The sequence below is a fragment of the Allobosea caraganae genome, from assembly GCF_003351345.1.
GTDB classification, from domain to species: domain Bacteria; phylum Pseudomonadota; class Alphaproteobacteria; order Rhizobiales; family Beijerinckiaceae; genus Allobosea; species Allobosea caraganae.
This window is the reverse complement of record NZ_QQTO01000027.1, coordinates 41,980-55,498: the sequence shown is the minus strand read 5'-3', so window position 1 is coordinate 55,498 and position 13,519 is coordinate 41,980. Positions and strand designations below refer to the sequence as shown.

Sequence of the window (13,519 nt, the reverse complement as noted above, 5' to 3'; positions counted from 1 at the left end):
CATGGCTACCCGCAGTCAAGCGCGCGAGATGGAACTCTCTCCCTTCGACAATGACGAGCAATATGTATCCTTGGTGGATCTGATGAAGCGCGGGCGGCCACTCGCGCTGGTTGGGGCAGGCGCCAGCATACCGACAGGGTATCCCTCGTGGGACCAATTGCTGCACCAGCTCAACGACGAGCTTGGCAAGGGTGGCTCCACGGCCCCAAAGCTGTTGAGTGTCCTCAAGGAGTTGCAGGATCCCGCCTGGCAGGCCGAGGAGCTCTACAACTCGTTGGGACCGGAACGTTTCGACGCGTTCATGGGCTCGACCTTCGGCGAGCGTCGCGATGTGGTCGAGCCCCACCATACGATCGCGAAACTCGGCTTCCGACACATTTTGACGACCAACTTCGAGTTCTGTGCGGAAATCGCCATGGAACGGGCCATGGGTACCGCGCCGAAGCGCGTCGATTGGAGCCAGGTAGATCAGGTCCATGATTTCTTTGCGGACCTAAGCGACCCTAACGCACCTTCATCGATCGTCTACCTGCACGGACATGCGCTCGCGCCACAGAACATCGTGCTGACGGAAAGCGCTTACAGCCGAACGTATCTGAGGGAAGAGAACCGGCGACGGCTCATGGCGCTGTTCATGACCCAACCGGTGGTCTTCATCGGGTTTTCGATGAACGATCCGGACCTCTCGCAAATCATGCGGGAAGTACTTTTCAGCCTACCGAACCCACCGCTGCCGGCAAAGAAAGATGCGGCAAAGCGTCATTGGCGCCGCCACTTCGCGATCTTCGGCTATCGGACGGCGCCAGAGCGCGACCTCATTCGGAGAAGGATGCAAGGCAAGTACGGACTGCATACGGTTTTCTATCGGATAGAACCTACACCCGATGGTCAAAGCTACTCCCACGACAACCTGCTCGCGCTACTCACCGCCCTCGGGAATCGGGGGCAGACGCCGCCTCCGAGAAAAGAGAAAGATATCTCGATCCGGGTCGTGGCGTCGCCGCAAGCGTCCAGGCTCCCATCTACGATTCTTGCGAGTGCGCCCGACATCACGGAGCAGACCGACCTCTTTAACCTGGACCCGCACAAGGGACGGTTTGGCCAGGCCAGTGAAAGCGACGGGCTCAGTTTGCGGGTCGCCAATGTCAGGAGGCGCAGAGACTATGTTGAGTTCGATCTTGTCGTGAAAGGAAGCGGCAAGCGTCGCCTTCGAGAGAGCGTCCGCTTCCATTACCATCCGACATTCGACCCCCGGTCCGAGGTAGTGGAGCCATCGGCCCAGGGCGAAGTCCGAACGACATTGAGGGCCGTTGGCGCCTTCACCGTCGGCGCGATCACGGAGAACACGCGATTAGAGTTAGACTTGGCCGAGGACCCGCGCTTTCCGAAATGGTTTCGAGATAGTTAGCTAGCTGCGATGCGCAGGCGACTTATGCCGCAGCTGCAAATGAATTTACTTGAGGTCGAGGTTTCGCTCAGCGGACGAGTAGCATTTAGGGCTGATAGGTTGTCTAATTCCTCTTTATTTCCTTGACGCAACAACCCAGTGGCGATCATGATGACAGATGAAGGACCCTTAGGACTTGTAGCTCAGTTGGCAGAGCACCGGACATCTAATCCGGGGGGCGATGGTTCGAACCCATCCGAGTCCACCAATTCCAGTGGGACAACTGTTCCCCCAGCTCAAGCGGAGTGGGCTGCATTTCTAAGGAAATTGGATGAGGCTCGGATAAACGTTCACTGCTCCGAGTCAAGCGCCTGGTATAGAGGCCACGCTGATGCGAGCTGGAAGCTCCTACCATCCGTATTCAGAGGTTACACTTCTCTAAAAGACGACCGCAAATCGCTAGCGGAAAATATGACTTCAGATATATCTGACCTGAAGAATGTATCTCGAATCTCATATCCTGATATTATGAATATATCATCGTTTCAGAGAAGCAGGATAAGAGATTTTTTATCGGAGATAAATTCGGCGAAATTGAGAATCAACAAATCCAAAGCAGATCTCGATGAAGTAAGATTTCTTCGATCGGAAATGTTTCTGCTCAAATCTAATAACAAGCTTCCATCGATAACGCCGGATAGATTGTTGGCGATCTGCGGGCTGCATAATATCGATATACCAACAGGGAATAGCAATTCAAATATTCAGATGTACCTACGAGCCGTCAATATGGGCGAACTTGAGCGCGCCATTATACAATGTGAGGATCGCCTTAGGAAAGATAGATTAAAACTGAGCAGCGCACGCACAAAGATCGAGATGGTTCCTGCCATTGTCCCTGGAGAGAGAGAAGCATTTATTGAATTCCGATTTAGATGGCGTGAGTCGATCGGAACCTCATGGGAACTGTTGGCATTGATGCAGCACTACGGTGTTTTTACTAGGCTTCTCGACTGGACAGAGAGTCCTGCGATTGCATTATATTTTGCCTTAAAACATTACATCGATTTGTATAATGAAAATAAGGTCAAGGGCGCGACGATAATTGAGAATGTCAACTTCGCGCTCTCGAAATCCGCCCACCTAAGAATACCATGCCTTTGGGTTTTAAATCCATATAAATTGTCGGAAAAATCTAGCGGCCATAAGCGGATTTTTGACCTAGACCTAGAAGATGGTCATGATTATTTTAGATCTTTTCACCAAAGCTCATGGCCGTATGAGAAGGCATTGCCAATATACTCTCCTTGGCGCAAACAAAGGCTGGCCTCTCAGCACTCCATGTTTACAGTCCACGGACTTAGCTGTGTTGACCTAGAAACTCAGACTAAGACGAGAAAAGGAAATAATATTATGGAAAAAATCGAATTTAGCCGGATTTCGGCCCTATATGGCGCGGCAGAATTATCGACTATATTCCCAGTGGACGCTTACAGCGTATTCTCTGACATGGATAATCTTGGAAAATACGTCAACGAGAAGTTTATTATTGACTAGATCGCGCAGGCGAGTTAGATCGCGGGTCGAAAGGACATATGCGAAGGACATGTGCGGTGGAGTTCGACTGACGCTTAGCGCGTGCGGGGCGTTGAAATGCCTTAGGCTCTCCCACTGGTGACTATCTTGGACGTTCCACTCGTACGGCTGAGCTAGCGGTCAACAACGGTGCCGGCCTGCCGCCAAGAGCTTCGCTATGTCGCGAGGCCGGCAGTCTGCGGACGCCGTATCCGAGAAGCATCCGCGTCGATCAGGGCTCGGAGTTTATCAGCCGGGACCTCGATCTCTGGGCCTATCAAAAAGGCGTCGTGCTGGACTTTTCCCGGCCAGGCAAGCCGACCGACAACAGCTTCATCGAGTCCTTCAACGGCAAGTTCCGGGCCGAGTGCCTGAACACGCACTGGTTCATGAGCCTTGACGACGCCCGGGCAAAAATGGAGGCTTGGCGTAGAGACTACAACGAGGTCCGGCCACACAGCGCCATCGGCAACAAGCCGCCGATATCGCTGATGAACGGCTCTCCGGCGCCCCCGCCGGCATGAGCCCTAACCCCGGAAAATTCCAGCTCCCGCTGGCCCAAAATCGGGGAGCACGTCACGCAGACTAAAAGCGCGCTCGACAAGTCGACCGCGCCCCGCTTGAGTTGCACACTGCAATCGCGCGCTACGCCCTAGAGAGAGTGATTCATGCCGCCCAACAAGGAGCCGCGCGAATATCAGACGCTTAAGAAGGGCGACGGTTGGTTCGGCAGGATCGTAACGCCGGTGCGTGCCGGTCTGGCAGGCCTGCTCAGGTGGCTTGTTGCAGCAACTAACCGAGTGACCAAATCAATGGCGCTTGTTGCTCAGGTGGTTTAAGCGGGATGTGGTCAGTCATGTTAAATTTTGTAGCAAACGCGGATACAGGCAGGTGATAGGCAAATGGACCAATCGTTCCGCTTTGGTCCGTTCCGCCTGATCCCCGGGCAGCAGTTGTTGTCAGACGAGAACCTTCCGGTGCGATTGGGCGGCCGGGCGCTGGAAATCTTGACTGCCCTAGTAGAGAAGCGGGGCGATCTAGTTTCGAAGGCTGAGTTGCTCGCCCGGGCCTGGCCGGGCGTACTTGTTGAGGAAAGCAACCTCAAGGTTCACGTTTCCGCTCTTCGCAAAGCACTGGGCGACGGCCAGCCAGGTCGCAGGTTCATCACTACGGTCTCGGGGCGTGGCTATCGGTTCATCGGCACAATAGAGAGTGCGGAGGACGCGATCATTATTCCTCAGAGCCCAAGCGAAACACGGCACAATCTTCCAACGTCGACACGAACTATCGGGCGGGATGATGCGATCGAAAGCGTAAGGTCGCGACTGCTAGAAAAACGGTTCGTAACACTGGTAGGTGCGGGAGGCATCGGGAAGACGAAGGTTGCTACCGCAACCGCTGAAAAGCTAATCGGAGAATTCGAAGATGGAATTTGGTTCGTCGATCTCGCAACTTTGCGCGATTCAAGTCACATTCCGAGCGAGATTGCTAACACTATTGGGATAAAAATTTATTCTGAGGACATCATTAGCGGAATACTATCTTACATAAAGCGCAAAACATTGCTAATTATACTTGATAATTGTGAGCATATAATTGAAAACGCAGCGTTAGTTGCAGAGGCGATCATACAGGGTGCGCCAAGCGCATATATCCTGGCGACAAGCCGTGAGCCGCTACAATATGCGCGTGAGTACGTGCAGCGCATACGCCCCCTGAGCACCCCGCCCGTCGACGCAAGTATAACTGCCGCCGAGCTCAAGCAATTTTCTGCTGTCCAATTGTTTATTGAGCGCGCAGCGGCCAGTCTCGACGATTTCGATCCCTCGGACGACGACGTCTTTGTCATTGCTCATATATGCCGACACCTGGAGGGTGTGGCACTCGCTATTGAGCTTGCCGCGGTTCGTGTCGATGCTTTTGGCCTTCATGGCGTCGCCTCCATGATTAGTGAAAATTTTCAAATATTAAACCGCGGGAGGAGGACGGCGCCGTCGCGTCAGAAATCGTTGGCGGCGACACTAGAATGGAGTTATAATCTTCTGTCTAACAGTGAGCAAAAAACGCTCAGAACTCTTTCTGTTTTCACCGGTGATTTTACGTTTACCGCGGCGTCTGAAGTTATTTCTGACGAAACCGGATCGAGAGTAATTGATGACCTAGCGAGTCTGGTTACCAAATCACTTATCTCGGCCGATGTCGGCGGGGCGGTGGTAAATTATCGACTTCTCGAAACCACACGCGCTTATGCGGTTGAAAAGCTTCGCCAGGGCGAAGAAGATCGTGCCGCGATGTCACACTATACCGATCTTCTCATTCGGACTTCCAAGATATCCGCTGCTGAATTAAAAGCGACATCAATCGCTAGGTGGGAGAATGCGTATTCGGCCCAGATCTCTGATATCAGAAACGCCCTCAAATGGGCGTTCTCAGATAAAGGTGATTTGGAGACTGCGCTAGCGCTGACTTTGGCGGCACTTCCCTTGTGGCTCACCCTCGGCCTTATGGAGGAATGTCGGAGCGGGGTTGAGCGAGCGCTGGGTTGTGACCGATTGGCCTCGGGTATGAGCGATGCAAAGGAGATGAAACTTCGCGCGGCCCATTGCCGAGCACTAATCATTAGAGGGCCGAGTAATGAGGTAGGCGACGCTTGGCTAAAGGTCGTGGAAATCGCTGAGCGTGTCGATGATCACGAACATCGTCTCTGGGGATTGTGGGGGCTTTCGACGCTTTATCGAGCGCGCGGGAGCCACCGCACGGCATTGATATTTGCGGAGCGGTGTCGAGCATACGCTCTCTCGATGGGCGATGCGGCGGCTGCCCATGCCGCGGCTCGCCTCATTGCGATCACGCAGTTCCATTTAGGAGATTTCAGCAAATGCCGCGAGACTATGGACGATTATTCGGCACGCGCGCCACAAACGGCTTCTTCAGCGGCGGTCAAGTCAAACTTCCCCTATAATCAACGCGTCGGCGCACTCGGAACCTTGACGTTGTTACATTGGGTTGAGGGGGACCCGGACCGCGCACTCCAGTTGGCTAATCAAACCGTCGAGGAGGCGCGCGCCATTTACGACGGCCCTTCTTTGGCGGATGTTTTACTGCACTCCTCTATACCCGTAGCTCTGTCTGCCGGAGCTTGGTCTCTGGCAGAAAAGTGGATTGATCTCACTGAGGCAAATCTCCGTAGCCATGCCCTCAATGTGGCCCATTTGCATAGTCTGTGCTTAGAAGCAGTCTTGCGTATTCTGCAAGGAGATGCGGCAGGGACGCCGCGCCTGGCAGTTGCGCTCGCCGAACTTGGGCAGACTGGATCCTTGATCCGCTATCCCTACCATCTCGGCACTCTCGCGGTGGGCTACGGTCTCGCCGGTCAGCTAGGTAAGGCACTAGAGACGATTGATAAGGCGCTCACATTAACCGAACAGCACGATGAGAATTGGTGCCTGGCCGAGTTGCTTCGAATCAAGGGTGAGCTGCTTGCACAGGACGCTCTAATCGAACAAGCAGAAGCCTACTTCATTAGGGCAAGAGAGGTGGCCAGCGTCCAAGGCGCCCTTTCATGGAATTTGCGCGCTACCGTCAGCCTAGCGAAGCTGTGGCGCAAATCGGATCGCCACGAGGAGGCGAAGGCGATGTTGTCGTCAACCATCAGGAGGTTTGACGAGGGATTTCAAACGCGGGATTTGCAGGTTGCTCGGAATTTGTCATTCGAGCTCTCGGAAAACTGAGCTTTTGGCGCTCCGCCTGATTAAAGGCAACTGAGCCCGGTCACGCCTCGAGCGCTCTACCTTGGATCACCCGAACAACGCGACCAGCGGCGGCGATCGGGGCGGGTCGATGCGCGATGACCAGTGTGGTTGCTCCCGTCGACCGATTTGCGAGATTCCGGAGTATCTTTTCCTCGGTGTCCCGATCGAGCGCAGACGTAGCCTCGTCGAGCACGAGAATTGGAGCATCTACGAGGAGCGCTCGCGCAAGAGCAACACGCTGGCGCTCGCCCCCGGAAAGGGTCGTCCCACGCTCGCCCACCAAACAATCGTAGCCGCCGGGCAGTCGGTCGATCAATGCTTCGGCACATGCGAGCCGAGCTACCCGTTGGACCTCGTCCAGAGAAGCGTCTGGTCGGCCGTAGGCGATGTTCTCCCGGATGGTTCGGTGAAACAGGACCGGTTCCTGGGGAGCAATTGCGATAGCCGAGCGCAATGATGCGAGCGAAACACCCGCGATATCTTGGCCATCAATCAAAATCCGACCTTGCTGGGGTTCGTAGAGCCGATGAAGAAGCCGAATAAGGGTCGACTTGCCGGATCCGCTTTCGCCCGTGATGGCAACAGTTGTCCCGGGCTCGATGATCAAGTCAAACCCGCTCAATATGGGATCCCGGTCGTCCCCGTAGGCGAAACAGACGTGGTCAAACTGGACCTTGCCGCGCCGAACCATCAACCCAGGATGGGAGCCCGGCGTTTCGGTTCGCTCCGACGCGAAGTTTGCTGCGTCGGCTGCATCGTCGATTCCTTTTTGCAGTCCACGGACGCTATCGCCCAGGTTCCGCAGATAGCCGCTCATCAGGATGAACGCGGTCATGGCGAAGGTCACGTCGCCTGGGGTCGCGCTGCCATTGATCCAAGCTCGGACCATCAGGCCGGTGACTCCCGCCTGCATCAATAACAGGATGAGGTTCTGAAGCAGCCCGAGGTCAACAAACCGCGACCATGTGCGCTCAATGGATTCGCGCCAGCGGGCTGTATCCTCCTCCAATCTGGCCAGTTCGCGCCGCTCGGCCGCAAAACTCTTCACCGATGCGTTCGCGGTGATGGCGTCGGCAATCTTCCCGCTGACGATTGAATCGAGATCCGTGGAAATCAGGTTCGCTGGTCGAACATACCGAGCCGTGACGACCAGGTTGACGATCGTGAAGAGCACCACCGAGAGGATTGCGACGCCTCCAGCCAGCGGGCTCCGCATGAGCAACATGCCAGAAAGTCCGACCAGAACGACTATGGCTGGCCCTACATGGACGGTCAGCGCATCGGTGACGTCGTCATAGCCCCACATCGCTCGGCCGATTTGACGGACGGAACCGCCAGTGAAGGCCGTCGAATACCAGGCCGCCGGAAATCTCTGGACGCGGTCAAAGGCCTCGTTGGTAAGCTCCTCCATGTTTCGCGCGGCGACCGGGATCCAGATGCGGTGCGCAACATTGCGGGTGAGTGTGAACCCCACGAACATGAGCACGAACATGAGCCACGCCGACCAAACAGTGTTTTGATCGCGCTCGCTCGCGATCGCGTCGACCAACGTCGCAGATGCCCATGGCAGAGCGAGATCGAAACAAGTTGCCCCGAATGAGATGGCTGCGCCGGCCAGGAACCTAGGACGACGGCGGCTCCAGTAGCCGGCCATGAAGCGAAGCACGGTCAGGACCGATATACAGCGCGACCTTGGCACGGCCTGTCTGAGAAAAGTGGAAGGCCAAATCCAAGAGTACCGGCCGGCCCGGTCTACGAGCGGCTTGAGCAGCCCGAACGGCATACTTTGCTCCCCGAATTTACTGCGTCATGACGAGCCGGGCTGTGCCAACGATAGCGCTACGCTGCGGACCCTGTTCGATCAGTGATGTCGATTGCTGCGCGGTCTGCGCGACCCGTGAACAGGCCGAATGGAGAGGTTTCTGTACCGGCAATTTCGAGGTCGAAACGCGCCTGGTCGCGTTCTCGGATGCGAACCGAGAATGCGGCGACCTCCTCTGAGGTTGCCCCCATCGCCAATAGGGCCCGTTGGCCGAGACAGAACGCGGATTCAAAGGTCTCTCGAATGTGGAAATCCACCCCGAGCCGCACGAGTTGCAATGCGTGCCGGCGGTCGTTCACGCGAGCCAGTACCGGGATCGCTTCGAAATGGGTTTTGAGCAGTTCTACGATTCGAGTGCAGGCTTCGATGCTATCGACGCATACAAGAATAACACCTGCTCGTCCGGCTCCGGCGGCATGCAAAATGTCCAGCCGCGTACCGTCGCCAAAATAGACCTTGAAATCGTACTTGCGGGCCTCATCGATCATCTCGATGTCCGTGTCGATAATCGAGACGGCATTTCCGCGGGCCAGCAGAAACTGGCTGGCGATTTGTCCGACACGGCCAAACCCGATCACCAAAGCGCTGGCGCTGAGTTCTATAGGGAGATTCCGCTCTTCGCTCGAAGCGGGCAGCTTGCTCTGCCAATAGCGCAGGGCGGCCATCGCGATCGGTGTGAGCGCCATCGAAACAATGATGATGGCCGTCAGAATAGCAGTCTGTTCGGCCGTGATGATCCCAGCCAGGAAGGCCGCTGAGTAGAGGACGAAAGCGAACTCACCGCCTTGGGCCATGATAACCGCACGGTGCAGCGCGACGCGTGGACCGGTCCCGAACAAGCGCGCGATGACGTAGATCGCGGCCCCCTTAGCGATCATGTACGACGCGACGTAGAAGGCTACGGTCCGCCAACTGGCCGCGACAACGCCGAGATCGATCGACATTCCCACTGCAAGAAAGAAGAGCCCCAGCAGGATCCCGCGGAAAGGATCTATGTCGGCTTCGAGCTGATGCCGGAAAGGTGACTCAGATAGCAAGACACCAGCCAGGAATGCCCCCATGGCCATCGAAAGCCCGCCGAGCTGCATGGCGTAAGCCGAGCCCAGCACAACAAGCAGCGCTGCCGCGGTCATGACTTCTCGGGCGGGAATGTTGGCCAGCAGACGGAACAGCGGATTCAGCAGGAAGCGGCCAACAAAAACGACACCGACGATGGAGAAGGTCCCGACGGTGACAGCAAAAAAATTGATGCCTTTCCCGGGTTGATCAAGCGTGGCTGGCGCAAGGAAGGTCACTGCGGCCAGCAGCGGCACGATCAAGAGATCCTCGAGGACCAGGATAGCGACGATGCGCTGGCCATCGACTGTCGCCAACTGTCCCCGCTCTTCTAGGAGACGCATGACGACCGCTGTCGAAGTCAGGACGAACCCCGCGCCGGCGACGAAGGAGGGAGCGACCGCAAAGCCCGCTAGCACGCCGATTGCGGTCAGCAGCGCGGCACAAAGCACCACCTGGGAAAGCCCGAGCCCAAAGATCTGGCCGCGCATCGCCCACAGACGTGACGGCCGCATTTCGAGACCGATCAGGAAAAGGAACATGACGACACCGAGCTCGGCAATCTGCAAGACCGATGCGGGCTCGCGAAGCAGCCCAAGCCCAAATGGCCCGATGACGACGCCGGCCGCCAGATAGCCAAGAACTGAGCCGAGCCCCAAGCGTTGAAACAATGGCGCTGCGACCACTGCGGCACCGAGAAGCGCGACAACAGGCATAAGTTCGACAGCGTGGGCCTCGGTCGCCATGGGGAGCCCCATTGATTTGATCGCCGCCGCTGATCGGCCCGTACATCACCAACACCCTCGTCGACTGGACGAGGGTGTTTTGAGATTGGAGGCCAGCGAACCGAGCCCCTGTGCTTACGCGTGCAACATGTCTTCGAGCAGGATGGGCAGTCTCCGAATGCGCTTGCCTGTCGCATGAAAAACAGCGTTCGCGATTGCGGGGGCCATACCAACGAGTGCGATCTCGCCGAGCCCTTTTACGCCTAGCGGATTGACGTGCGGGTCAACCTCATCGACGAACTGGACCTCGATCTTCGGTGTGTCGAGGTTTACAGGCATGAGGTAATCGGCCATGTGAGCATTGACCGGCCGGCCATCACGGCGATCAAGAACCGTCCGTTCCATGAGAGCCATGCCGATCCCGCCGATCATGCCGCCGGTGCATTGGCTCGTTGCGAGCAATGGGTTGATGATGCGTCCGGCGCCATAGACGCCCAACGCTCTTCGAACCCGGATTGTCCCAACGTCAGGATCGATCGCCACCTCCGCGAAGACCGCCCCGAAGGCGTGCATCGAGAAGCGGCCAGCGACGCCCGCGTCGCGCTGGGTCGTTGCGGTTGCTTCGAGCGGTCGATCCGTGGACGGCCGCTTCTTCGCCTCTTCCAGCACTGAGATGCATGCCGCCCGGATTGCGGAGCCCACCGATGCCATAGTCCAGGATCCGCCGTGCGACGGGGCCGGAGGAAAATCCGAACGACCGAGACTGAACCTGACTTTGTCGATAGGCAGTCCCAGGGTTTCAGCCGCCACCTGGGTCATCGAGGTATATGTTCCGGGACCCATATCGCTGGCGGCGACCTCAACCTCGGCGATACCACTAGCAAGCAACCGAACACGCGCACTCGACTGCGCCTGGTATGCCGGGTAGGTGGCCGAGGCCACGCCAATGCCGATCCGAAGGCGGCCATCGAGCATCGAGCGCGGCTGTGGCATCCGATTTAACCACTGAAAACGCTCGGCTCCGACGTCATAACATCTGATCAGCGATCGGCTTGAGAATGGCTTGTTCACACCCTCGTCGAGTTTTGGCTCATTGCGGCGACGCAGCTCAATGGGATCGATGTTGAGCTTGTATGAGAGCTCGTCCAGGGCTGACTCTAAGGCAAAAACACCGCTCGCTTCGCCCGGCCCACGCATGAAAACCGGCGTGCCCGTGTCCAAAGCAGCAAGCCGGTAGCGCGTTGTGACGTTTGGACATGAGACAAGGTAGCTGGAACTAGCGACCAGCGCTTCGGAGAATTGCTCGTACCGGCTCGTTTCGCCGGTGCCCTCGTGGATGAGACTGGTGAGCTTGCCGTCCTGCGTCGCCCCAATCGCGACATGCTGGAGGGTGCGCGGCCGGTGGCCGGTGGTGAAGAACATTTGCTTGCGGGTTAGGGCCAGCTTGACCGGGCGTTGTGTAACCCGTGCGGCCATTGCCGCAAGAGTGACGTGAGACCAGGTGCGCAAACTGGTTCCGAAGGCGCCCCCGATGAAGGGGCAGATGACTTGGACATTTTCGAGCGGGATCCCAAAGATCGCAGCGATCTCGGCCTGCTCGTTGACCACGTACTGACTCTTACTCCACAGGGTCAGCTTGTCGCCTTTCCAGACCGCCACTGTGGCGTGAGGCTCCATCGGATTATGGTTCTCACGGGCGATGTCATAACTGGCCTTAAGGTTCACCGGAGCGTTGGCGAACGCGGCTTCGGCATCGCCCCGCGTATGGTCCCTGCCTGATTCCGGAACAATCGCTCGCGCGTCCGGGTCGGCGATGTCGATGATGGGACGTTGAGCCTCGTAGGTAATCCTTAGCGCGGCGGCCGCGCGTTCCGCGCTGTCGAGTGTCTCCGCCACGATGAGTGCGACCGGTTGGCCGTGAAAACGGACCGCCTCGTCCTGCAAGACATGGAGTCGCTCGCCGGTCTTCGGGTCAATCGAGCCCTTGTGCGGCCGATAAGCCAGCTTGGGTGCGTTCAGATGACTGAGCACCGAAAGCACGCCGGGCATCTTCGCAACCGCCGCCTGATCGATCCCCGTGATGCGCCCAAGGCCGACCGTCGCGTTGACGATCACCGCATAGGCTTGGTTGGACTGATTGAACTCGGCTGCGTACAGCGCCCGGCCGGTAACCTTGTCACGACCGTCGACGCGAGCGACCGGTTTTCCGATGACATTCATTGTCATGCGATCTCTCCCGCCAATTCAAGAGCCCGGACGATGGTGCGAGGTAGGAGCTCGACCTTGTATTGATTTCCCGACAGCGGACGCGCGCCCTCCACAGCGGTTCGCGCAGCTGCCTCGAGGGTGGCGCGCTCCAGACGCTTGCCCTTCAGGGCTTGTTCGACTGCCCGGAGGCGCCAGGGCCGTGTGCCCGCCCCGCCGACGGCAAGACGCGCCTCGCGGATGACCCCGCCATCGAGATCTATGACGGCTGCCGCTGCGATCAACGCGAATTCGTAGGAGGCGCGGTCCCGGACCTTCAGGTAACGGGCCCTTCGACTGTAGGAGAGGCCGGGGACGCGTATCTCGACGATGAGTTCCCCGGGTAACAGCGTATGTTCGAGATGCGGTGTGTCGCCTGGCAGGCGATAAAGCTCCTCGACCGGGAAGGTTCGCTCGCCCTGGGGGCCTTGGACCCGCATCGTTGCCTCAAGCGCAACAAGTGCGACCGCCACATCAGACGGATGGGTAGCCGCGCACTGATCGCTCGTGCCGAGGATCGCATGGCCGATATTGAGGCCGTCGATCGCTGAACAGCCGGAGCCAGGAATGCGCTTGTTGCATGGCGCGTCAAGCATCCGAAAATACGGGCAACGGACCCGCTGAAGCAGGTTGCCGCCCATTGAGGCCATGTTCCGCAGCTGTGGCGACGCGCCTTCGATGAGAGCCTCGCCAATCACTGGATGAAGACGACGGGTGTCGGGATGGACTGCCACTTCTGACATACGGGCCAACGCCCCTATGATCAGATCCGGGCCCTCGGCGCGGATATGCTTCAGCGGTAGAGCGTTGATGTCGATGAGGCGATCCGGCCGTTCCACTTCCTCACGCATCAGGTCGATGAGGGTCGTGCCGCCGGCGATGTAACGCCCGCCCGCTGCCGCAGCCTGGATCGCCTCATGTGTAGAAGGGGCTTGAGTGATCGTGAAAGGAATCATGA

Annotated in this window: 8 protein-coding genes, 1 tRNA gene and 1 pseudogene; 6 read left to right on the top strand and 4 right to left on the bottom strand. The window is 57.6% G+C overall.

The features are described 5' to 3' along the window. The first annotated feature begins 1 nt into the window (after window position 1). The 6 genes and pseudogenes from DWF00_RS20040 (at window position 2) to DWF00_RS20020 (ending at window position 6,693) form a co-directional block, all read left to right on the top strand. Complete coding sequence (locus tag DWF00_RS20040) at window positions 2–1,408, top strand: SIR2 family protein (protein WP_114832094.1); 1,407 nt, start codon at window positions 2–4, stop codon at window positions 1,406–1,408. A 171-nt stretch (window positions 1,409–1,579) separates the two neighbouring features. Then, window positions 1,580–1,655: transfer RNA gene (locus DWF00_RS20035), tRNA-Arg, on the top strand. Between the two features lie 383 nt (window positions 1,656–2,038). Continuing rightward, window positions 2,039–2,944: an FRG domain-containing protein gene (locus DWF00_RS20030; protein WP_245974125.1), complete on the top strand. Its 906-nt coding sequence runs from the start codon at window positions 2,039–2,041 to the stop codon at window positions 2,942–2,944. Window positions 2,945–3,168: 224 nt separating this feature from the next. After that, a pseudogene (locus tag DWF00_RS20025) lies at window positions 3,169–3,486 on the top strand (integrase core domain-containing protein); the annotation flags it as partial. Window positions 3,487–3,630: 144 nt separating this feature from the next. Beyond that, window positions 3,631–3,801 carry a hypothetical protein gene (locus tag DWF00_RS29540; RefSeq protein ID WP_181832855.1) on the top strand — a complete coding sequence of 57 codons (171 nt, stop codon included), beginning with the start codon at window positions 3,631–3,633 and terminating at the stop codon, window positions 3,799–3,801. A gap of 63 nt (window positions 3,802–3,864) precedes the next feature. Next, window positions 3,865–6,693, top strand: a complete 2,829-nt coding sequence (locus DWF00_RS20020) for an ATP-binding protein (protein WP_114832092.1) — start codon at window positions 3,865–3,867, stop codon at window positions 6,691–6,693. A gap of 40 nt (window positions 6,694–6,733) precedes the next feature. Here DWF00_RS20020 and DWF00_RS20015 read toward each other — a convergent pair whose 3' ends face one another. The 4 genes from DWF00_RS20015 to DWF00_RS20000 all read right to left on the bottom strand — a co-directional run bounded on the left by DWF00_RS20015 (window position 6,734) and on the right by DWF00_RS20000 (window position 13,517). Further along, complete coding sequence (locus tag DWF00_RS20015; RefSeq protein ID WP_281270173.1) at window positions 6,734–8,368, bottom strand: ABC transporter ATP-binding protein; 1,635 nt, start codon at window positions 8,366–8,368, stop codon at window positions 6,734–6,736. 185 nt (window positions 8,369–8,553) lie between these two features. Further along, a complete protein-coding gene (locus DWF00_RS20010; RefSeq protein WP_114832130.1) occupies window positions 8,554–10,338 on the bottom strand; it encodes a monovalent cation:proton antiporter-2 (CPA2) family protein in 1,785 nt (594 codons plus the stop codon). 114 nt (window positions 10,339–10,452) lie between these two features. Next, window positions 10,453–12,543, bottom strand: a complete 2,091-nt coding sequence (locus DWF00_RS20005; RefSeq protein WP_114832090.1) for a xanthine dehydrogenase family protein molybdopterin-binding subunit — start codon at window positions 12,541–12,543, stop codon at window positions 10,453–10,455. Then, window positions 12,540–13,517, bottom strand: coding sequence for an FAD binding domain-containing protein (locus tag DWF00_RS20000; RefSeq protein WP_114832089.1), 978 nt, complete (start codon window positions 13,515–13,517; stop codon window positions 12,540–12,542). Before DWF00_RS20000 ends, DWF00_RS20005 begins: the two co-directional genes overlap by 4 nt. Between the last annotated feature and the right edge of the window lie 2 nt (window positions 13,518–13,519).

Excerpts from the sequence above, each read along its gene's own strand:
- DWF00_RS20010 (WP_114832130.1), bottom strand. The coding sequence starts at position 10,338 with ATGGCGACCGAGGCCCACGCTGTCGAACTTATGCCTGTTGTCGCGCTT.
- DWF00_RS20020 (WP_114832092.1), top strand. The coding sequence starts at position 3,865 with ATGGACCAATCGTTCCGCTTTGGTCCGTTCCGCCTGATCCCCGGGCAG.
- DWF00_RS20000 (WP_114832089.1), bottom strand. The coding sequence starts at position 13,517 with ATGATTCCTTTCACGATCACTCAAGCCCCTTCTACACATGAGGCGATC.
- DWF00_RS20005 (WP_114832090.1), bottom strand. The coding sequence starts at position 12,543 with ATGACAATGAATGTCATCGGAAAACCGGTCGCTCGCGTCGACGGTCGT.
- DWF00_RS20030 (WP_245974125.1), top strand. The coding sequence starts at position 2,039 with ATGTTTCTGCTCAAATCTAATAACAAGCTTCCATCGATAACGCCGGAT.
- DWF00_RS20015 (WP_281270173.1), bottom strand. The coding sequence starts at position 8,368 with ATGGCCGGCTACTGGAGCCGCCGTCGTCCTAGGTTCCTGGCCGGCGCA.
- DWF00_RS20040 (WP_114832094.1), top strand. The coding sequence starts at position 2 with ATGGCTACCCGCAGTCAAGCGCGCGAGATGGAACTCTCTCCCTTCGAC.
- DWF00_RS29540 (WP_181832855.1), top strand. The coding sequence starts at position 3,631 with ATGCCGCCCAACAAGGAGCCGCGCGAATATCAGACGCTTAAGAAGGGC.